The organism is Micromonospora sp. DT43 (genome assembly GCF_049841645.1).
GTDB lineage: Bacteria > Actinomycetota > Actinomycetes > Mycobacteriales > Micromonosporaceae > Micromonospora.
The window spans coordinates 61477-80608 of record NZ_JBNCKR010000016.1; the positions used below are offsets into that span (position 1 = coordinate 61477).

20 protein-coding genes are annotated in these 19132 nt (G+C 71.0%); 12 read left to right on the plus strand and 8 right to left on the minus strand.

Going from position 1 to position 19132, the window contains the following annotated elements; genetic code table 11:
* Window positions 1–121: 121 nt before the first annotated feature.
* Window positions 122–913 carry an SDR family NAD(P)-dependent oxidoreductase gene (locus ACLQ26_RS28585; RefSeq protein WP_425747438.1) on the minus strand — a complete coding sequence of 264 codons (792 nt, stop codon included), beginning with the start codon at window positions 911–913 and terminating at the stop codon, window positions 122–124.
* A gap of 169 nt (window positions 914–1082) precedes the next feature.
* Between ACLQ26_RS28585 and ACLQ26_RS28590 the strand changes: the two genes are divergently transcribed.
* Window positions 1083–1214, plus strand: coding sequence for a hypothetical protein (locus ACLQ26_RS28590; RefSeq protein ID WP_425747439.1), 132 nt, complete (start codon window positions 1083–1085; stop codon window positions 1212–1214).
* A 101-nt stretch (window positions 1215–1315) separates the two neighbouring features.
* On the opposite strand, the gene ACLQ26_RS28595 is transcribed toward ACLQ26_RS28590, so the two are convergent.
* Complete coding sequence (locus ACLQ26_RS28595) at window positions 1316–2269, minus strand: aldo/keto reductase (RefSeq protein WP_425747440.1); 954 nt, start codon at window positions 2267–2269, stop codon at window positions 1316–1318.
* A gap of 152 nt (window positions 2270–2421) precedes the next feature.
* On the opposite strand from ACLQ26_RS28595, the gene ACLQ26_RS28600 reads away from it, so the two are divergent.
* The 5 genes from ACLQ26_RS28600 (at window position 2422) to ACLQ26_RS28620 (ending at window position 8188) form a co-directional block, all read left to right on the plus strand.
* Window positions 2422–3000 (plus strand): TetR/AcrR family transcriptional regulator, encoded by a 579-nt coding sequence (locus ACLQ26_RS28600; RefSeq protein WP_425747441.1) that lies wholly within the window; start codon window positions 2422–2424, stop codon window positions 2998–3000.
* Between the two features lie 413 nt (window positions 3001–3413).
* Window positions 3414–6173 (plus strand): CHAT domain-containing protein, encoded by a 2760-nt coding sequence (locus ACLQ26_RS28605; RefSeq protein ID WP_425747442.1) that lies wholly within the window; start codon window positions 3414–3416, stop codon window positions 6171–6173.
* 1 nt (window position 6174) lies between these two features.
* On the plus strand, window positions 6175–6354 hold the full coding sequence (locus tag ACLQ26_RS28610; RefSeq protein ID WP_393293072.1) for a hypothetical protein: 180 nt from the start codon (window positions 6175–6177) through the stop codon (window positions 6352–6354).
* 9 nt (window positions 6355–6363) lie between these two features.
* A complete protein-coding gene (locus ACLQ26_RS28615) occupies window positions 6364–7098 on the plus strand; it encodes a DUF6338 family protein (RefSeq protein ID WP_425747444.1) in 735 nt (244 codons plus the stop codon).
* Entirely contained in the window at window positions 7070–8188 is a 1119-nt protein-coding gene (locus tag ACLQ26_RS28620; protein ID WP_425747445.1) for a tetratricopeptide repeat protein, read from the plus strand. The genes ACLQ26_RS28615 and ACLQ26_RS28620 overlap by 29 nt, the downstream gene beginning before the upstream one ends.
* A 4-nt stretch (window positions 8189–8192) precedes the next feature.
* On the opposite strand, the gene ACLQ26_RS28625 is transcribed toward ACLQ26_RS28620, so the two are convergent.
* Window positions 8193–10991: a CHAT domain-containing protein gene (locus tag ACLQ26_RS28625; protein WP_425747446.1), complete on the minus strand. Its 2799-nt coding sequence runs from the start codon at window positions 10989–10991 to the stop codon at window positions 8193–8195.
* 72 nt (window positions 10992–11063) lie between these two features.
* On the opposite strand from ACLQ26_RS28625, the gene ACLQ26_RS28630 reads away from it, so the two are divergent.
* The 4 genes from ACLQ26_RS28630 to ACLQ26_RS28645 all read left to right on the plus strand — a co-directional run bounded on the left by ACLQ26_RS28630 (window position 11064) and on the right by ACLQ26_RS28645 (window position 13187).
* Window positions 11064–11465, plus strand: a complete 402-nt coding sequence (locus ACLQ26_RS28630) for a hypothetical protein (RefSeq protein WP_425747447.1) — start codon at window positions 11064–11066, stop codon at window positions 11463–11465.
* Window positions 11462–12364 carry a hypothetical protein gene (locus ACLQ26_RS28635; RefSeq protein WP_425747448.1) on the plus strand — a complete coding sequence of 301 codons (903 nt, stop codon included), beginning with the start codon at window positions 11462–11464 and terminating at the stop codon, window positions 12362–12364. The genes ACLQ26_RS28630 and ACLQ26_RS28635 overlap by 4 nt, the downstream gene beginning before the upstream one ends.
* 89 nt (window positions 12365–12453) lie before the next feature.
* Complete coding sequence (locus ACLQ26_RS28640; RefSeq protein ID WP_425747449.1) at window positions 12454–12804, plus strand: GlsB/YeaQ/YmgE family stress response membrane protein; 351 nt, start codon at window positions 12454–12456, stop codon at window positions 12802–12804.
* Between the two features lie 218 nt (window positions 12805–13022).
* Entirely contained in the window at window positions 13023–13187 is a 165-nt protein-coding gene (locus tag ACLQ26_RS28645) for a hypothetical protein (RefSeq protein ID WP_425747450.1), read from the plus strand.
* A 25-nt stretch (window positions 13188–13212) separates the two neighbouring features.
* On the opposite strand, the gene ACLQ26_RS28650 is transcribed toward ACLQ26_RS28645, so the two are convergent.
* The 4 genes from ACLQ26_RS28650 to ACLQ26_RS28665 form a co-directional block, all read right to left on the minus strand.
* Window positions 13213–14097, minus strand: coding sequence for a S41 family peptidase (locus ACLQ26_RS28650; RefSeq protein WP_425747451.1), 885 nt, complete (start codon window positions 14095–14097; stop codon window positions 13213–13215).
* Between the two features lie 132 nt (window positions 14098–14229).
* Entirely contained in the window at window positions 14230–14928 is a 699-nt protein-coding gene (locus ACLQ26_RS28655; protein WP_425747452.1) for a DUF4396 domain-containing protein, read from the minus strand.
* Between the two features lie 94 nt (window positions 14929–15022).
* Window positions 15023–16114 carry a winged helix DNA-binding domain-containing protein gene (locus ACLQ26_RS28660; protein ID WP_425747453.1) on the minus strand — a complete coding sequence of 364 codons (1092 nt, stop codon included), beginning with the start codon at window positions 16112–16114 and terminating at the stop codon, window positions 15023–15025.
* Window positions 16115–16173: 59 nt separating this feature from the next.
* Window positions 16174–16551 carry a hypothetical protein gene (locus ACLQ26_RS28665; RefSeq protein WP_425747454.1) on the minus strand — a complete coding sequence of 126 codons (378 nt, stop codon included), beginning with the start codon at window positions 16549–16551 and terminating at the stop codon, window positions 16174–16176.
* Window positions 16552–16724: 173 nt separating this feature from the next.
* Between ACLQ26_RS28665 and ACLQ26_RS28670 the strand changes: the two genes are divergently transcribed.
* Window positions 16725–17318 carry a hypothetical protein gene (locus tag ACLQ26_RS28670; protein WP_425747456.1) on the plus strand — a complete coding sequence of 198 codons (594 nt, stop codon included), beginning with the start codon at window positions 16725–16727 and terminating at the stop codon, window positions 17316–17318.
* Between the two features lie 51 nt (window positions 17319–17369).
* Window positions 17370–17813 carry a DUF5990 family protein gene (locus ACLQ26_RS28675; RefSeq protein WP_425747457.1) on the plus strand — a complete coding sequence of 148 codons (444 nt, stop codon included), beginning with the start codon at window positions 17370–17372 and terminating at the stop codon, window positions 17811–17813.
* Window positions 17814–18288: 475 nt separating this feature from the next.
* Here ACLQ26_RS28675 and ACLQ26_RS28680 read toward each other — a convergent pair whose 3' ends face one another.
* Window positions 18289–19107: an alpha/beta fold hydrolase gene (locus ACLQ26_RS28680; RefSeq protein ID WP_425747458.1), complete on the minus strand. Its 819-nt coding sequence runs from the start codon at window positions 19105–19107 to the stop codon at window positions 18289–18291.
* Window positions 19108–19132: the final 25 nt, after the last annotated feature.

Sequence of the window (19132 nt, forward strand, 5' to 3'; positions counted from 1 at the left end):
TTCGCCGGACAGCAGCGGCGCGGGAGGGGTGGCGGCGGTTGCCGGCCGAGTACCGGGGCGCCTACCTGGTCGACGCCGCTCGGGCGTACCTCCAGGTGGGTGCGTCAGTCCCGCTTCGGACTCACAGGATCGTTGTCAGCACGCCGCCGTCGACGCGTACCGCCGATCCGTTGATTGCGGACGCGGCCGGACTGGCGAGGAAGGTCACGGCCTTCGCGATCTCACTGGGTTCGATGAAGCGTCCCAGTAGGGAGGTCTGGTTGGCGCCGATGATCGCCACCTTCAGGTCGTCCTCGAGGAGGGACTGGGCATCGGCAAGCGACCTGACCGTTTCGGCGACGCCTGTGGAATAGGTGGGGCCGCCCAGCACCGAGTTGACGGTCACCGCGGTGCCCTTCGTCAGCTTCGCCAGACCGTTGCCCACTGCGAGCATCGCCGTCTTGGACGTGCCGTAGTGGATCATGTCGGCGGGAATGTTGACGCCCGACTCGCTGCTCACGAACACGATCCGGCCCCACCCCCGATCGAGCATCGCCGGCATGAGGTGCCGCGCGAGCCGGACCCCGCTGAGCACGTTCACCTCGAAGTAGCGCCGCCACTCCTCGTCGGAAATGAGGTCGAAGGGCTTGAGCTCGAAGAGCCCGACGTTGTTGATGAGAATGTCAACGCTTGGCAGTTCGTCGCACAGCCTGTCGACGTCCTCGACAACCGAAAAGTCTGCCGGGACACCGGTGACGGATACGTTGGGCGCCTCCCGGCGCAACACGTCGACAGCCTCGGCCAGCTTTGCCGGGTCGCGGCCGTTGAGGACCACGTTGACACCCTCGCCGGCCAGGGCCTTCGCGGTCGCGTAACCGATGCCTTGACTGGATCCGCTGATGAAGGCGGTCTTGCCGCTGAGCTGCAGGTCCACGTGCTGTTCTCCTCGTGAGTGGTCGCCGATCGGTGCCCGAACGGCGTACCTGCCGGACGTCGGCAGGTGTACCTCTCGACCTTGCCGCAGCCCGATGAGCATCTGATGAGCAACGAGTCAGTGGCCGCCGATACCGCCTCCGCACTCCACATTTTGGGTCGGAGCCGTTGTGCGCGACGCCGGTTCGGCCGGATCGATCATCGCTGGCCGTCGACCGGCGACGGCCGCTGCCGGCGGCGGATCGATCCTGGCGGCAACGGCAACCATCTCGGTAGCCCAGGCGGCGATCGTGGCGGTGTGACGTTGATGTCGCATCGCGTGGAGGCGGATGCACGCGGATCGTGGCAGAAGGAAAGACGAGCGAGGGGGTACGAGGATCGCGAGGGCGGCTCGTCGCTGAAATCAGGCCGTGTTGTGCTGGCCGTTGACCGGAGGGCTGATGGTGCACTGGCTTGCCGCGTCCAGCCGGGTGGAGGCGCTGCCCGGAAGCTCGAATGCGAGGCCGGCGAGGTTGTCGCTCAGTTGGTCGGCGGAGCGCGGGCCGAGGACCACCGAGGTGATCTCGGGGCGGCTGCTGAGCCAGGCGAGCGCCACGGTTGGCGTGGTCGTTCCTAGTTCGGCGGCGACGCTGGTGACCTCGTCGACGATGTCGAAATGTCGCTCGGCGAGGAGACCGGTCACGAATGCGCGTGCCATCGGGCTGGGCATGGCCGCCCATTGGGCGAGTCGGGATTCGGCGGGCGGCGCGGTGCCGCGCTGGTAGCGCTGGGCGAGCAGACCGCTGCCTAGCGGGCTGTAGGCGAGGAGGCCGAGCCCGTGTTGCTGGCAGGTGGGGACGATTTCGGCCTCGATGGCACGCGTGATCAGGGAATAGTTGGCTTGCAGGCTGACGAAGGGTGTTCCGCCGACGCGTTGCGCTGCCCATTGGGCGTTGACGATGCCGGCGGCGGTGAAGTTGGAGCAGCCGATGTAGCGGACCTTGCCGGAGCGCACGAAGCCATCGAGCGCTGCCATGGTTTCGTCGATCGGGGTGTCCGGGTCCGGGACGTGACACTGATACAAGTCGATGTAGTCGGTGCCCAGTCGGCGCAGGCTCGCCTCCAGGGCGCGAGTGAGGTGGGCGCGGGACAGGCCCCGGTTGTTGGGTCCGGCGCCTTGCGGTGCCGCCCCCTTGGTGGCAAGGACGACCTCGGAGCGACGGTGGGCGATGGCGTGACCGACGATCTCTTCGCTGGTGCCGCCTCGGTAGGTGTCCGCGGTGTCGATGAAGTTGTGGCCGGCATCGAGGAACTCGCCGATGATGCGGCGGGTCTCGGCTTCCGGTGTCGGTGCCTGCGGGTCGGTGCCGAAGTTCATCGTGCCCAGGCATGCCCGGGAGACGTGGAGACCGGATCGGCCCAGTGTCGCGTACCGCATGCCATCCCCGTAGAATCGGAATCAATATTCCGCTTGAAGATACGGAACCTGGATTCCGCTCGTCAAGGGTGCTCGAATCGAAGGAGGCCGGCATGATCCGCTCGGATGCGGCGCGCAACCGCGCGAAGGTCCTCGCGGCGGCCGAGATCGTGCTCGGCGAGCAGGGACTGACCGCCCGCATGGACGAGATCGCACGCCGAGCCGGAGTTGGTGTCGGCACCGTCTACCGGCACTTCGCCACAAAGGAAGCCCTCTACGCGGCGATCGTCTCGGCGCGGATAGACCTGCTGCTTGACGAGGCCGCCCGGTTGCGCGTCGCCGCAGAGCCGCAGACCGGGTTCTTCCGATTCTTCGCGCAGGTCGTCGCGGACGCAGCGCGCAAGAAGGCTCTGACGGACGCGTTGCACAGCGCGGGGATCGATGTGAAAGCAGAGCAGGCAGGCCAGCGAACGCAGATGCGCGAAGCGTTGGCGGACCTTCTGCGCGACGCCCAACGCGTCGGCGCGGTACGCCTCGACGTCGGCATGCCCGAGATACTCGCCTTGCTGCGGGGCGCCAGCATGGCGGCGGAAACTGGTGACTACTCCGGCCCGGTCATCGACCGGACCCTTGCCGTTCTGTTCGACGGCTTGCGCCCGCTCGCGGTCCATACACCCCCGCCATCGGTATAACGCACTCACGGGCAGGCCCTGCGCCTGCGGCGCGTCAACTACCGCCACTGCAGCCCGGTGCCGGCCGTTTGGCACGTACTCTCATCGCCGATCTGGTCCGCGCGCAGCCGGCGCCGGCCGGCGTGGCGCGACTGGCGACGCTCGTCGGCCTCACCCGCTGACGGTTCGGCCTGCTGTCCTGGACATGGGAGCGCGTCCCGCTGCCGAAACGCGCTGTCCAGGATCCGACTGTCCATCACGGAAATGCGTAAGTACGGTGCGAAAGGTGCATTGCGCGGCACGAACGTGAATGTGATGTGGCTAGGCTGTCCTACCGAGAGCGACGCGTCCCAACCGGGTTTCCAGAACCTTCAGGATCGGTGCCGAGGAAGGGCGACCGCCGGATGGTCGACAACAGACCACGCGCTTACCGATTGCAGCAGCAGGACGAGGTTGGCGCGGGGCGCAAGGGGTTGCTCGCCGCCCTGATCCTGGCGCAGATCGCCGTCCTGGCATTCCTCGTGAACGCGATGCTCGGCCGGAATCCGCCCAGCATCCTGCAACTCGTGATTCTCCTGGCCCTCGCCCAACTCTTTCGGACCCTGAACGACAGGATATATCTGCCCACTCTCGCGACCCGAGGCGACGCCGTCGTCCTGCGGGTCTACGGAAGCGCCTTCAGGCCGCTGCTCACCTGCACGATCTGGGCGGCACTGGCCTACCTCACCTGGCTTCAGTTCGGCGCGAAGGTGGCAGTCGTCGGTGCTCTGGTGCTCGTCGGCATCGGCCTGCAGACACGGATCAAACTCTGGCGCGCAACCGGAGGGCTGCTTCGGTGGCGCGACATCCAGCTGATGGATTCGCTCCTGGCGTTCGTGTCGCAGGCGGAAGGCGAGGCCCGACGCGGTGAGCTGGCCGCCGCGCGGGAGTTGCAGGACCGTGCCGCCAACCACCCGGCGGTCCGGAAGTATCCCAAGGTGCTCCACAGCATCGCCATGCAGCGCGCCGCCTGGGCACTCGGTCAGGGCGACCACGCGCTTGCCGAACGGCAGTTCACGGCCGCCGCCGAATACCTCCGGAAGCACCCCGACCGGTCGGCGCTGGGGGAGGCTCTCCTGGGGCTGGGAAATCTGTATCTGGCGCAGGAAAGGTACGCCGAAGCCCGAGCGTCGATGACCGAGGCGATCGAGGTCGCCGGCGGGAAGATGTACCGGTTGAATCGAGTACGGATCGAATACAACCTCGCGGTCATCTGCGTCCAGACCGACGACACCGAGGCCGCGCTGTCGCACGCGCTCGAGGCGCGCACACTCAGCCGCCAATGGGGAGCGTCTACCGTTCTCGGTAATGCGTGTGACCTGCTCGCCGGCCTGGCCGCCGAGGCGGGTCGGCCGGCCGAGGCCGACACCTACCTCGCCGAGGCCGCCGAGGCGTATCGGCAGGACGACGCCGGTCCCCACGTCTGGATCCGTCACCATCTGGCGCGAGCGACAGTGTTCACCCTCACCGGTGACGAGGTGCGCGCGCTGGACGCCTACCTGCTGATGATCCGACTGCTCAGCGAGGTCAGGGCCGGTTGGGGGTGGAGGGACGCTCAGGCCCACCTCACGCGCGTCATGGGTGAGCAGGAGTTGACAGCGGTCCGGCTCGCCCACGAGCGCTACGACCGGGGCGATGACTCCGCTGTGGATTTCCTCGCCGAGGTGATGGACCTGAGCAGCCGGACCGCCCTGCGGCAGGTGCTCCGGGGCGGCATCGCCGCGGACGACCGGGCCGACGACATCCAACCGGACCTCGTCAGACTGCTGGGCGAGATCGCCAGCTACGAAGATGCGATAAGCGGGCACCAGACCGGGCGGCCCGTGGCGGAACAGCCCGACGACCTGAAGCAGAAGGGGATCGTCAGCCTGGCCGCGTACGAGCGGCTGGAGAGCCTGGTGTCGATCCGCTTCCGGCGCATGTTCCAGGGAACCGCCCCGCAGGCGTCCGGCGCACCCGCGGGCCGGGTTCCTCCCGGCTCCCACCTGCTCCAGGCTCGGCTCTTCGACGACGACGGTTCGGTGGTCATCACCGGCATCTGGACGTCCCCGGACGGCGTACGCGTTCCGTACCTCCACACGGCGACGGACCGGCAGGCGTCGATCATCCGAGACTTCATCGTGCAGGCACCGGGCCGGCCCGCCACCGACGATGTCGAGGGCGGTGCGGGCGAGTCCGTCGACGATGCCGCCGGCGCACTGCCGACCGCATTCCGCGCGCAGACCGGCACCTGGAAGGCCAGTCGGCACTACCGTCGACTGGTTACCCCGAAGTGGGACCAGTGGTCCGAGCTCGCCGCCCTGCTCCTGCCCCCGGGACTCCTGACCGTCCTCGGCCGTAGCGACCCGGACGGGGACGTGCCGCACCTGCTGATCGTCCCGGATCCGATGCTGTGGCGGGTCCCCTGGGCCGTCCTGGCCGTGCGGAACGACGGCACGGACCGGTTCCTCGCCGACCACGCCATCCTGAGCTACCTACCCAGCCTCGCCCTGCTGGACGACACCGCACCGGATGGGGAGCAACAGTCGCACGGGCCGGCGGCGGCCTATCTTTCGGGCGTCAACCGGGGCGGGATCCGCATCGAGCAGGAGGCCCTGACCAGCGCCTACGGGGATGCTGTCGAATTCCTGCCGACACCCGAGGCGCTGCTGTCCGTGCTGCGGGACTGCGGCACACGATCACCGCTCCGCCTGCTGGCGGTGACTGTGCACGGCAACGGAAGCCCGGGCCTGGCACACGCCCTCAAGCTGACCGGCGGCACCGAGTTGTCGGCCGCACGCATGCTCGCGCTGCGATTCCCCCCGCTGCTGCTGATCAACGCCTGTCTGTCGGCCGAACTGGACCAACGTCAGGGCACCGACCCCCTGGGCATCCCGACCGTGGCGCTGTGCCGGGGAGCCGAGACCGTGCTCGGTGGACTGTTTCCCCTGCCGGACGGGACGGCCGCAAATCCCGAGTACAGTCATGCGACGGCGACCATCCTCAGCCACCTCTACGGTCTGCTCAGCGCTGGCGTACCCCCGTCGATCGCCCTGCGCCGGGCCCAGCGTCGGTGGCGGGAGAGCCGACCGGAAGCGCCGCCGGTGCTCTGGGCGGGGCTCGTCGCCCTCGGTGTCGACAGTCGGATTCCCGCCGGTACGAGTGGAGGTTCATGACATGACGACGCACCAACCGTCCAATCCCGATCCCGACGGGCTCGACGATCTCGACGACCTGGGTCTGGACTGGCGTTCCTACGTCACCAAGGACGCCATCGAGAGCGACGACGACGAGGCGGGACGGCTCGTACCCCCGCCACCGGTGGCCCCACCGCCGCCCCGTCCTCCCTCGTCCTAGGCGGCGCCCATGCCCGCGAACATCGTCACGGTCGCCGTCCTGATCGCCGCCCTGGCGCCCGGCTTCTGCTTCGTGCAGACCTACCGGCGTCACGTCCTCTCCGACAAGCCCAGCCCCACGAGGGAAGTCATCGAGTTCTTCGGCGCGGGGGCGCTGGCCACAGTCGTCGCCAGCCTCCTGATTCTCGCGCTGGGAAACGTGGTGCCGTGGCTGGTCTCACTCCACGACCTGGTGGGGGACACGCGCGACCTGCGGGCCTCCGCATGGCACGTCGTCGCGTCCGCCGGCCTCGTGCTGCTCCTGAGCGTGACGCTGTGCATCGTGGCCGGCGAGGTGCTGGGCCGGTGGGCCCCCAGCCGTGTCGGGCCCATCAACGCCGGAGTGATGTCGGTAGGTGTCCTCGCCACCCCGTCGCCAGGCGGACGGGAGCCCTATCTCGCCGTGGAACTCGACGACGGGCGGTTGGTCGAGGGTTATCTGCGACAGGCGGCGATCGAGGACGACCCGGCCCGACGTGACCTTGTGCTGCAACGTCCCCTCTTCTTCAGCGGCACCGGCTACTTCGAGAGGACGCCGTCCCCGGCCGTCAAGCTCTACATTCCCGGCTCCATGATCCGCGTCATCCACATCAGTTACCCGCCCGTCGTTCGGGAGCCGGAGGATCCGGATCCGACACCCGATCGTGAGGTCGTCGACAGCGCAGGAGGTGCGCGCGATGGGCAGATGGTTCCACCGCAGCCGTAAACGCGACGACGAGCCACCGCGGGAGTCGGCGCCGTCCGGGCCGGTCCTCGAAATCACCGTCAGCGGGGGCGGTCGTCGGTCGAGCACCACGACGATCGGCGGTCCGACCGCCTACGGGCTGCAGTACCACGCCTACCACGAGCAGTACGGCGTGAGCGACCCGCGGACGTTGGAGGCGGGCACCCGATACGCGCAGGAGTTGATGCGCAACCACGACGTCGCCGAGGCCGTGACCGTCTATCAGGAGATCGTCGGGTTGCGCAGCTCGGCGCTCGGGCCGGAGCATCCGGACACCCTGCGCAGCAAGCACAGCCTGGCCTTCGCGCTCTGGCAGCGCGGCGGCCACGCCGAGGCGGAACGGGTGCAACGAGACGTCTACGAGGCGCGGCGTCGGGTGCTGGGCGACTCCGACGCCGAGACGTTGCGCAGCGGCAACAACCTCGGCTGGCTGCTGATCGAGCTGCGTCGGATGGACGAGGCCGAACCGCTGCTGCGGACGATCGCCGACGGTATGGCGCGGACGCTGGGCCGCGACGACGCGGAAACGTTGACCTGCCAGATGAAGCTGGCGGGGATCCAGCACCTGCAGGGCCGCAGCCAGCAGGCCGAGCGGGGCCTACGGGACGTGGTCCAGCGGCTGACCCGGACGGTGGGCCCCACCAGCCCGGTGACGCTCCAGGCCCGCAGCAACCTGCTCGTCGTCCTGCTCGACAACGGTCGGGCCGCCGAGGCGGTCGAGGCCGCCCGGGCGCTCGCCGACGACGCCGGGCGCGCTCTCAGCACCACCGACGGGGTACGCCTGCATGCCCGGCACTCCCTGGCCCGAGCGCTCGCCGGGGTGGACCGGCGGGCCGAGGCGATCGGGTTGCTTGCCGACACGCTGCCGGACAGCGAACGGGGCCGAGGCGTCGACCACCCCGCGACCCTGGAGATGCGGATGCTCCTCGCCCAACTGCTCGTCGAGGCCGGCGACCGACGCGCGGGTCCGGAGGCGCGCGCCGCGCTGGCCGGCTGCGAACGCGTACACGGGCCGGGTCATCCCGACACGGAGAGGGCCCGGGCGCTGGTCCGGCTCACCGACGGGCGGTGAAAGGTCAGCCGCCGGTGTGGATGTGCGCCGCCCACAGCGTCGGCGCCAGCGGGTAACGGTCCCGCAGCCCCCGCACGGCCGCGTGCAGCGCGTACGCCGCCGACCCGGTCGCGTCGCCGTGCGCGTAGAAGGCGGTGGTCAGGGCGAGGGAGATCGCGTCGTCGACCTCCCACAGGGTGCCGATGACATGCCGGAACCCGGCGAGCTGAAAGGCGCCGGTGATGTGCAGCGCCTCGTCGACAAGGGTCGGCGGGGCCTGGGTGGTCGCGCACGCCGACAGGAAGGCGAACTCCGCGTCCAGGTCGAGGCGGGACAGGTCGGCCACGGTGAGTGGGCTGGCCTGGTGGTCGTGCACGAGCAGCCGGCCCTGCGCCGGGTCGTGCGGATCGGCCACCGCGTGGCACGCGAAGTGCGCGTACGCCGAGTCGGCCAACCGGTCCAGGACCTTCTCCCGGGTGGCTCCCGTGTCCAGCCCGACCCACGCGCCGGGCAGCGCCCGCGCCGCCGACGCGGCCTCACGCTCGGCGCTGGGCAGCGCCCCCGGGCCGCCGGGGGTGGCGCGCATCGCCACGACGCAGGACCGGGCGTCCGGCCGGGACTGGCGCGCTCCGGTGCGCTTGCGGGCCAGCGCGGTCACCGTCGGGGTGTAGGAGGAGACCACCCGGTCGAGCGCCGACCGGCCGGCGCCGGCCTGCGCGGCGTGCAGGGGAAAGAACGCCAGCGGACCGACCGGGCACCACCAGACGCGCGGCAGCTCGCCGGCCGCCTCGGACGCGCCGATCCCCTCCAGCACCGGCCCGACCAGGACAGACCACAACCATTCGAGTACGTCGCTGAGCGCCGACTGGGCGCGCAGCCTGCTCCGGGCGTCCGCCGTCGGGTCGTACGCCGTGGTGGTGGCCTCCTGGAGCAGCCGTAGTTGCGTCATCGCGTCGGCAAGCGACAGTTCCGGCAGCGGCAGCACCGTCACGCGATGCCCCCGCAGGATGATCGCGTCGCAGCGCAACTCGCTTGCGATCGGCACGACCACCGTCCCGTCGACCCGGTCGAGCAGTTGTCGGGCGCTGGGCGCGCGCAGGAAGTCACCCAGGCCGGGCAGCTCCCGGATCGTCGCCAGCAGCACGTTCCACTCGGTCTCCCGGTCCCGGCCGAAGGTGGTGGGCCGCGACGTTTCGGGGGCTGGCGCTTCGAAGTCCCGGCGCATCCGCTGGAAGTCCGCCGCCAGACGCCCGTCGGCGCGTTGCAGTGCCGCCCACTCGCCGTCGGCCGTCAACCGCTGGTGCAGCAGCAGGCCCCGGCCGCGCTCCAGCAGCTCCAGCGCCCGCTCCGGCTGCCCGGCGCCGATCGCGCAGGAGGCGGCCGTCGCCGCCAACCCGGCCGTCGAGCCGAGGTCGGCGTACTGGTCGTGTCGGGTACGCCCCCGCGACGCCAGCCGGGGCAGCAACGTGATGGCCTCGTCGAAGGCATCAGTCGCCTCTGCCCACCGGCCCAGCGCGGTAAGCGTGTAGGCCGCCTTGTCGAACGCCTGGATCCGGACCGGCACGGCCCCGGAGTCGATGCGGCCGGCGGCGCGCGCCCGCTCGACGGCCTCGGTGAGCAGCGCCTTCTCACCGGTACGCAGGTAGGTCGCCCGCAGCGCCTGGGCGATGGACAACCCGGTCTCGACACGATGCGGATCGCGTGCGGGCAGGGCGTCCAGCGCCTGGCGCAGCAGGACGAGCGCCTCCTGGAGGTAGGCGGGCTCCCCGGTGGCGTCGTAGAGCAGCCGGAGGCTGTAGCCCAACTGGTCCGAGTACAACGCGTGGTTGGGCTCCCCACGTACGGACAGCGCGAGCGCCCGGCGCAGCAGACCGATCGCCGTCTCCAGGGCGGAGATGTCCCCGGTGAGCTGGTGCGTCCTCATGCCCACTGTGGAGAGGCTGGCGAGCGCCGTCCGGTGCTGCGGATGCCGCTCACCGACCGTGCTCAGCGCGGCGGCGAACTCCTCCCACGCCTCGCGGAGCAGCTCGGCGCGGCCGGTACGGTCGACGAGGGTGAGCAACGTCTGCCCGGCCAGGAACCGTGCGTCGACGCTCTGCGGGCTGTGCTCCCGCAGCACCGCGACGGCCCGTTCGACATCTGCCGTGTGGGTGGTCCCGGACGCCCGGGCCAAAAGGCACCGGGCTCGCAGCAGAACGATCTGGTCCTGGTTGGGGCCTGTGGCGTCCACCGAGGACACCAGCTCCAACGCCTCGTCGACGTAGTCCTCCACGCCGGTGAGCTGGTAGGCGCGCAACAGTGCCTCCGCGTGGATGCCCCGCAACACGGGCAGGTGTTCCGGGCTGATCCACTGCTCGGCCATCTTGGCGATGGCCGTGAGCCGGTAGAGCGTGTCGACCGAGCCGTCGAAGTCGTGCCGGACCCGATGGACCTGGCAGGTCTTGAGCATCAGCACCGCGCTGTTGGCGAGGTCGGCCGAGGCGTCCTCGGCGAACCGCAGATACTGCTCGGCGATGTCCAGGAGCTGCGGCTCACTCTCGATGTGGGCTCTGGCCAGCAGCACATCGGTGTACGTGGCAAGGGCCTGGACGCCGTGCGGCGTACCCAGATCGGCAGCCAGAAAGGAGTCGGCCATCGCGCGGATCGCGGCCTCCAGCACGACGGTGGCCTCGATCAGGTCCTGCCGCGCCTGGTGTGCGTGGTAGCGGCCGAGCAGCGCGGCCCCCAGCTCCACCTGGGCCTCGGCCCACCGCCGGTCGCCGAGCGGCCGTCCGGCCGCGGCACGACGCCAGTGGTCCACGGCGTCCCTCGCGAAGCGACCCACCGACGCACCTCCCCATCGCGGTTGCCCCCAGCCTGCCAGCCGCCCGCCACATCGACAGGAGATAATCAGCCGATGAGTCAATCGGCGCGGGACCGGCAGCTCGACGACGACCGGGCCACCCGGCTGGCCCGGGTCTGCGCCGACATCGCGCAGGTGGGCGACCTGCTCGGCCCGGAACCGGCCCGGGCCCTGACGCGACTGCGGGACCGGTCGCTGTCCGACGAGGACGTGGACGCGGTGCTCGCCGAGGTGACCGAGTTGATGCGCCTCGGCGGCCTCGTCGGCGGCGACACGACCGTCCGGGGAGATCGCTACCTGCCGCTGGCCGGCATCCACGGCCGCCGCCCGGAAGTCGTGCGGGTGTGCCCCGGTGACCTGTGCGACCGGGTCGAGGTCCCCCGGCCGGACGCCGGCCCGCCGCCGCGCTGCGCCGTGTGGGACTGCCCGCTGCCGACGTTTCGGATGGACCGGTGAACGCGGTCATCGCCTCGCTCGGTGGGAAGCTGGCCGAGCGGTGGCTCTCCGGCCTGGCGCTGCCCGGTCTGGTGTTCGTGGCGATGGCCGCCGTGGCGGTGCGGCTCGGCCACGCCCACTGGTGGGACCTGCGGCTGCTGCGGCAGGAGGTGGACCGGCTCGCCCTCGGGTCACCGTCGCGGAGCACCGGGTCCGCGCTGCTGATCGTGCTCGGTGTCGTGCTGGGCAGCGTCGTCGCCGCGCTGGCCGCCCAGAGCCTGGAACGCCTGGTCGTGGCCCTGTGGACCCAGGACTGGGGTCGGGCCGGCGATGCCCTGACCCGCCGGCGGCGACGCCTGTGGAACGCCGCCATGGACCGCTACGAGAACGCCCTGCGGGACAAGGCACGCCGGTTGCGGTCCGCCGACGACACCACCGGTCCGCTGCCGGACACCCAGGCGCTCGCCCGCGCCTGCGATCGGATCGCGGTGACCGAGCCGGACCGGCCGACGTGGATCGGGGACCGCATGGTCGCCACTGCCGTACGGGTGCGGACCTGCTACGGCCTGGACCTGGCCGCCGCCTGGCCCCGACTGTGGCTGCTGCTGCCCGAGGAGACCCGGGTCCCGCTCGCCCTCGCGCAGGCCGACTTCGCCGCCGCCGCCCGACGGGTTGGCTGGGGCCTGCTGTATCTGGCGCTCGGTCTGCTGTGGTGGCCCGCGGCGGTCGTCGGCCTCGGCCTGTGCCTGGCGGGTTGGCGAGGGGGCCGCGGCACGGTGTCGGTGCTGGCGGACCTGGTGGAGGCGGTGGTCGACCTGCACGTCCGCACCCTCGGCGCCGCGCTCGGGCATCCCACCGACGGCGCCTTCGGCACGGCCGACGGGGAGGCCGTGACAGTCCTGCTGCGTAAGGACCGGTGACCCCGAGGGTCGGTGTCGGCCGGCCCGGGGTTTCCGGGACCGTGCGAATCGGGCATGTACGTCGGCACTGCTGGAGGGGAGAGACGGCAATGCTGGTAACCGGTTATCTCGGCGCGGTGCTCATCGGGGCCCTCGTCGGCCTGCTCGGCCGACTCATCCTGCCGGGCAGGCAGCGGATCGGTCTCTTCGCCACGTTCGTCATCGGCGTCGGCTCGGCGGTGCTGGGCACCGTGGTCGCCAGGGCCCTGCACGTCGACGACGGCGCCGGCGCGCGGGTGTGGGTGCTGCGCTGGGACTGGGTGGTGCTCGCGATCCAGGTCGGCCTCGCGATCATCGTCGTGGCACTGGCGAACATGCTCACCTTCACCCGGCTCGCCGGCGGCGACGACACCCCCCGCCGGCGCCCCCGGCGCCCCCGGCGCAGCCAGGCCAAGGGCTGACGAGCGGAGGGACTGCGCGCAGGGGCCGTCGCACCGGACGGGAAGCTGGCGCCGTGATCCACTCGCCTTCATGGAAGTCGGGGTGTCCCGGCTCGTTGGACACGCCGACTTCACGGAACCCGAGTTGATCTCTCGTCGCCGATCAGGAGCACGAAACCGCGCTGGGCCGGGCGTTCGGCGTCTACTACGCGATCTTCAACGCGTCGCAAGGGCTGGGCATGGCGGCGGCCGGCCTGCTCGGCGACGTACTCGACGTCGTCCTTGTGCTCAACGTGCAGGCTCTGCTGTACCTGGCCTCCGGGGCGGTCGCCTACCTGGGCCTGCGCTCCGCCCGGCAGCAGCGCGCCGCCGTGCGGCAGCGCGCCACTGTCGACGTCGGGTAGACCACGGCCGTCGACTCGGCCGCGCTTATGCGCCCGAGATGGCCTTGAGGGCCGTGTCGAGTGCCTGGTCGGCCGGGACGGGCACGTCGGGGATCACTCCGACGCCCTCCCAGTTGGTGCCGGTGACGCTGTTGATGGTCCGGGCGGTCGGCACGGTCACGAGGATGTGTTCGGTGACGGGGTGGCGGGCCGTCGGATGCGCGCCGCCACGCGTCGTCTCACCGACGACGACCGCCCGGCCGTGCGCCTGCAGGGTGTACGCCACGTCCTCGCCCCCGGAGAACGTCATCGCGCTGGTGAGCACGTGGACCGGGCGGTCCGCGTAGCGCGGCGCGGGAAGGTGCGCGGTCGTCCAGAACTGGCGCGTGGCGCCGGTGGACCGCTCGTAGAAGTCGTTGAGGTGCACCTGGTCGTCGCGGAAGAAGTAGCTGCACCACATCGCGGCGCCCTCCGGCGTTCCGCCGCTGCACGCGCGCAGGTCGAGGACGAGCGCGGAGCTGAGGGCGACCAACTGCATGGCCGCGCCTATCGCGGCGGCGCCGTCGTCGGCGTACGCGATGCGCCGCACGTCGATCAGCCCGACGTTCCCGTCCAGGTGCTCGACGCGGCGGATCCCCTGGTTCTCCCTGCGGAGCAGCGCGCGGAACGCCGCCTGCCCCCCGTCCTCGTCCGCCGGATCCAGCGACTGCGGCCGGTCCGACCACAGCAGCCGCAGATGCTTGTCCGGGCAGGCCTGCTGCAGGTGTTCGGTCACCGTCTCGCAGAGCGCCGGCCCGTCCAGGCCGTCGTAGTCGCCCGCCGCGACATGGTGCCGGATGGCGGCGTCGATGTCCGCGACCCTGTCCGGAAAGACGTACCCCGCCTCGATCCGGTCGAGGGCCTGTCCGATGATCTGTTCGTTGGAGAGCACGGCGGGCACGCTAGACCGCCAACGGCCTCATGACCACCGACTTTCGTCCAGGTTCCACGATCCACTCGCCTTCCGGGAAGTCGGGGTGTTCGGACCTCTGGGACACCCCGACTTCATGAAATTCGAGTCGATCTAGCCATCCACGGCGCGCCGTTCGACTCTCAGCCCCCGACCGAGTTGCCAGGAGGCGGTGGGCCACGCCGCGACGAAGCCGGCGATCAGCCCCAACTGGCCGGCGAACCAGAAGATCGGGCTGTCGGGTCGCAGGGGTGGCTCCGGGAAGATCACGCGGTGTGCGAGCGTCAGCCACCCGAACAGCGCCAGCTCGAACGCGGTGATGGTCAGCAGTTCGACCCTGGTGACCGTGGACAGCGCGTGCCAGAGCTTCGTGCCGCGGCGACCGGGCGCGCCGACGTACCGGAAGAGCACGGCTATCACCACCGCCGCCAGGTAGTCCCCGGCGTAGTCGACCCACAGGGTCTCGTGGGCCGGGTCGGACCTCATCAGGTACAGGGCGACCTCGGCAACGACAAAACCCAGGGCGCAGTGGGCGCCGCAGCGGGACACCTGGGTGACGACGACGCCCCGGCGCGGCCTTCGGGGCTGGTCGTCGCGCCGCCGTCGGGAGAACGCCTCGGGCCTACCCCAGTTCCAGTAGAGGTGAACGGCTGCCGGGCCGATGTAGAGAACGGTCACCAACCAGACGATCTCCATGACCCGGACCGGCTGACGGTGCCCGCGAAGGTAGGTGTCGGTGACGACGATCGCGCAGCTGACGAACCCGACCGCGAGCGAGACCCAGGCCAGCGCCAGGAGCCAGGTCGGTTGCATCCCCGCCCCTCTCCGCGCGTCGGGCGTCGACGCGTTCCGCAGCCGAGTGCCGAGGGGTCTTCGCAGTCTCCCAGCCCGCTCGGCGCGCGGGGCCCTAACTGGCGAAGTCGACGCCGGTGAGGGAGACGGCGCGGTGGGCGGCGAGACGTTCGGCCTGTGCGGTGACGGCCTTGCGCGTGGCGGCCGACAGCCGCTGCCAGGGCTGGATCGCGACCGTGAACGTCCTGCCGGACTTGCGGGGACGCCAGGTGCCGACGAGGTCACCGTCGACCAGGACGGCGCCGGGGCGACCCAGCACCGGCCACAACTCCTTGGCGCGGGCGGCGGTCGGCACCAGGGTCGCCCGGTCCTTGGCCTGGAGGAACAGGTCGAACGGGCCGAGGAGGCGGGCGCCGCCGGTGTCGGCCGATTCCAGGGCCTCCGCGTCGGCGGCCAGCAGCGAGCGTGCCTCCCCGTCGACGGTCACCTCGATCACGTCGTCGGGCCAGCGCGCCTTCACGTCCTTGACCGGGGCGTCGAGATAGTCGGCCACGTGTTTCGGGGTGGCCGGGCCGAGCAGGCGAAGGTAGGCGCGTATCAGGTCGAAGCGGTCGCCCGCGGTGGCCGCCCTGCGGAAGCCGGTGATGCGTCGCAGGACCGGTGGTGACGTGTCGAGGTCCAACTCCAGCCCGGCCCGCGCGGCGGCCAGCCGGAACGGCATCTCGTAGAGGTGCGTGGCGTCGCACACCCGGCAGAACCGCAGGTACGGCTCGGGCAGCAGAGTGGCCAGGCGGCCGGAGACGTCGCCCTTGACCGTCGGCGTGGTGACGATGGCTCGCATGCGGGCGGCCACCTCGTCGAGAGCGGCGAGGTTGGCGATGCCGGCAGCCTTCAACGGCTTGGCCGCGTCGTAGATGCGCTTGCCCGCATCGGCATCGGAGAAGGGTTCGAGCGCTGCCACCACGCGCCCCACGTCGGCCCGCCGGTAGAGGTGCGGGGCGCCGCGCACCGTCCACAACAGGACCACCTGCTCGTCGGACATCGCGGTCACGTCTACCCCGCGCGCGGCCAACGCCCACCGGGCGCCGTCGGGGCCGGTGTTCTGCACACCGATGTCCAGGACGGCGGTGTCGGCGAGCGTGCCCTGATCCCGGTCGAGCTGCTGGGCCCGTACGCGGAAGTGCAGCACCTGACGACTGTCAACCATGGCCGTACCCTAGGGCCTCCTGCGGCGGCTGGCCGGGGTCCTGCCCTCGTTCGACGGTGTCATCCGCGCCCGCGTCGGGCGAGCACGTCGCGGATGGCGAAGACGACGAGCGACAGCGGCACGAACACCCACAGCTGAAGGACGGTGTAGCGGCGTAGCTCACGGTCCGTGTCGGCGCCGGCCAGCTCGGCGTCGAGGGCGCCGGGCCGCGTCAGCATGATGGCGTACGCGGACAGCGGAGCGTAGTTGAGGCCCGCCCCGATGAGCCACAGGCCGAACGCCCGGGCGCCGAGGTCGTCGGAGGACGCCAACAGCCAGCTGCCCCACGTCACCATGGCGACCACGCCGACGAGGAACTCGGCCAGGATGATCCGCCGTCGGCGGGTGGTGCCCCGGCTGCCGTACATGTCGATGGCCGCCAGACGACGAACGTTCATGAGGCGATGATGCCACCGGCGAGCAACCTCCGGCGTCAGGCCGATTCCGCGCGGGCGACCGCTCACCGGGTGCGGGGATGTGGCTCCCTCGGCGCGGGGATTCGCTCGGCCGGCCGTCCGGGCAGCGTCATCCCGGAAGGAATCAACGCCCCCACCGATACGGAGTACCGACCGTGACGCAGATCCGGACCGTCGACGCCTCAACGCCGTCCCGTACGCCACCGCCGCCGCGGTGGGCCCGCCGCGCCGGTCACGTGGCATGGATCGCGCCCGTGCTGGGATTCATCCCGCTGCACGTGCCCTGGATCCTCGGCATCCCGCTGTTCGCCCACGCCGACCCGTTCGACGAGTGGTACCACGGTCGCGGCCCCGGCGTCGGGGAGCACCCGGTCGACGGTCTCCTGGGCCTGCCGGCCGGTGCGTTCTACCTGGGCCTGCTGTGCGTCCTCGCCGGCCTCGGCGGAGTCCTGGCGCTCGGCCTGATCAGCGACTGGGGACTAGCCTTCCCCCGCTGGGTGCCGTTGCTGCGCGGACGCCGGGTGCCGCCCTGGGTGCCGCTGACGCCGACGATCCTGGGATCGGCCCTCATGATCGGCTACTCGGTGACCCTGCCCTGGCAGTTCGCCGCCGACCTGGCGCAGTCCAGCGCGGACGACATCTTCACCCCGACCGGTGTCCTGATCGGCCTTCCCCTCCTGCTGGCCTGGGCGGTCGCGTTGCCGCTGGCCGGCTGGTCCTACTACCGCCGTACCCGCGTGGCCCGCTGATCGGGGCCGCCGGCAGGGACGCCGGTCGCGGTGGTGTCTAGAGTCGCAGTCGTGCGGATCCGGATCGAGGGCAGCGACCTCCCGGGTCGGCGCGGCGGCGCGGCCGCCGACGCGCTGCGGCTCGGCAACGTGCACGTAGGGATCCAGCGCAAGACCGAGGTGATCGACCGTGTACCGGCCGACGCGATCACAGCCACCTGGACCGTCGAGGTGTCCAGCCGGGAGGTCGACGGGATGCTGGACGTCGGCGGGCCGTTCGTGCACGGCCGTCCCGGGGCACGGTTTCTGTACCTGAGCTGGGGCACGGTGACCGAGGACGGGTTCGCGATGTTCCGGCGGGCGAAGCTGATGTTCACCGACGTCCCGACCGCGCTGCTGCGCGCCGCACACGACGGCGGCGGGCTCCTGGTCGGCAGGCTGGGGCTGACGGACGCGAGCGGGGAGCCGGTGTGCGCCCGGCTTCAGCCTCCCGCCGTCACCTGGACGGTGGAGTGACCGCTGGGAAGGCGGTCATGCGCGGTCGCATTCGGAGACCCCCGTAGGCGCAGGTGCCAGGGTTTCCGGGCACTACCGAAGCAACGATCGAGCCTGGGGCGGGTCGCGTCCGCTCCTCTTCAGCCTGCCCGGCCGTGTGGCGTCGGGCGACGTGGCGATGCGGTGCGCCAGCACTGGTGCAGGGGGTGGTCTCGAAGCGGCTGAGGGGGTGGGTGGCTCCTATGGACCTGATGTCGTGAACGAATCAACGCGCTTGCGTGCCGTCGCCCGTGGCCGCGACCCACGCCGCCCTCGCGCGGCCGATGATGTCGCAAAACGAATCAGCTCCAAAGGATGCAACCAACACCTCGCCCACCGAGCGTGGCCCGCCCCGGTCATCCGGGTCGTCGCCCCGGTCACCGTGCCGTCCCGGCTGCCCCGGTCGCGTGAGGCGACCGGGGCAGCCGGGGTCGAGCGGGCGGCAGGCGACGTGATGTCAGCACCCTGCACGGTCGAGGTCGGTGACCTCGCGTACGGCTGTGGCGACGGCCGCGAAGTCCTTCTTGAGGATGGCGCCGTGGTTGCTGGCGACCTTCGCGGCTACCTGGATGTTCGGGTTGCGGGTGGTCACCGCGTCGAGGCTGGTGCGGATGCGTTCCTGCTCGTCGCCCTTGCTGCCGAGGGACGTCCCCGACGCGACCACGTACCGCACCGGGACGGTGATGGCGTCCAGCACCGGGCCCAGCTCGCGCTCGCTGGAGAGTCGCCCCAGCTCGATGTTGCTCTCCGCCATCTGTGCGGCGTTCATTCGTGGGGTCAGGCCCGTCGGGCGCAGCAGGGGCATGAACACGTTCATTCGTCGGAACATCTTCCGGATGCGCTGCTCCATGGCCTCGTCCAGCCAGTCGTAGGGGAAGGCGCCGTCGACCAGCACCGCGCCGATGGTGCGGTGCGGGTTGCGGTGGGCCCAGTGCGCGCCGACGACCGCCCCGTAGGACCAGCCTACGAGCACCGCCCGGTCCACGCCTCGGGCGGCGAGGACGGCGTCGACGTCCCGGACGGCCGCCTCGAACGAATAGTCCGTCGAGCGGCCCGACTTTCTGCCCCGGGCTCGTTCGTCGTAGGTGATGTGCCGCCATCTGGTACCCAGTTCGGTGATGACGTGCCGCCAGTATCCCTGGGTGGCGAACTGGCCGTTGAGGAAGACCACCGGGATGCCGGGACCGCCGGTGTCGGTGACGGCCAGGGCCGTGTCGTCGACCGGCACCATGCCGGTCCACGTCGAGCTGGTCGAGGTGGGGTTGTTCGTCGTCATGGTCGTACTCCTGAGGGGTTGGGGT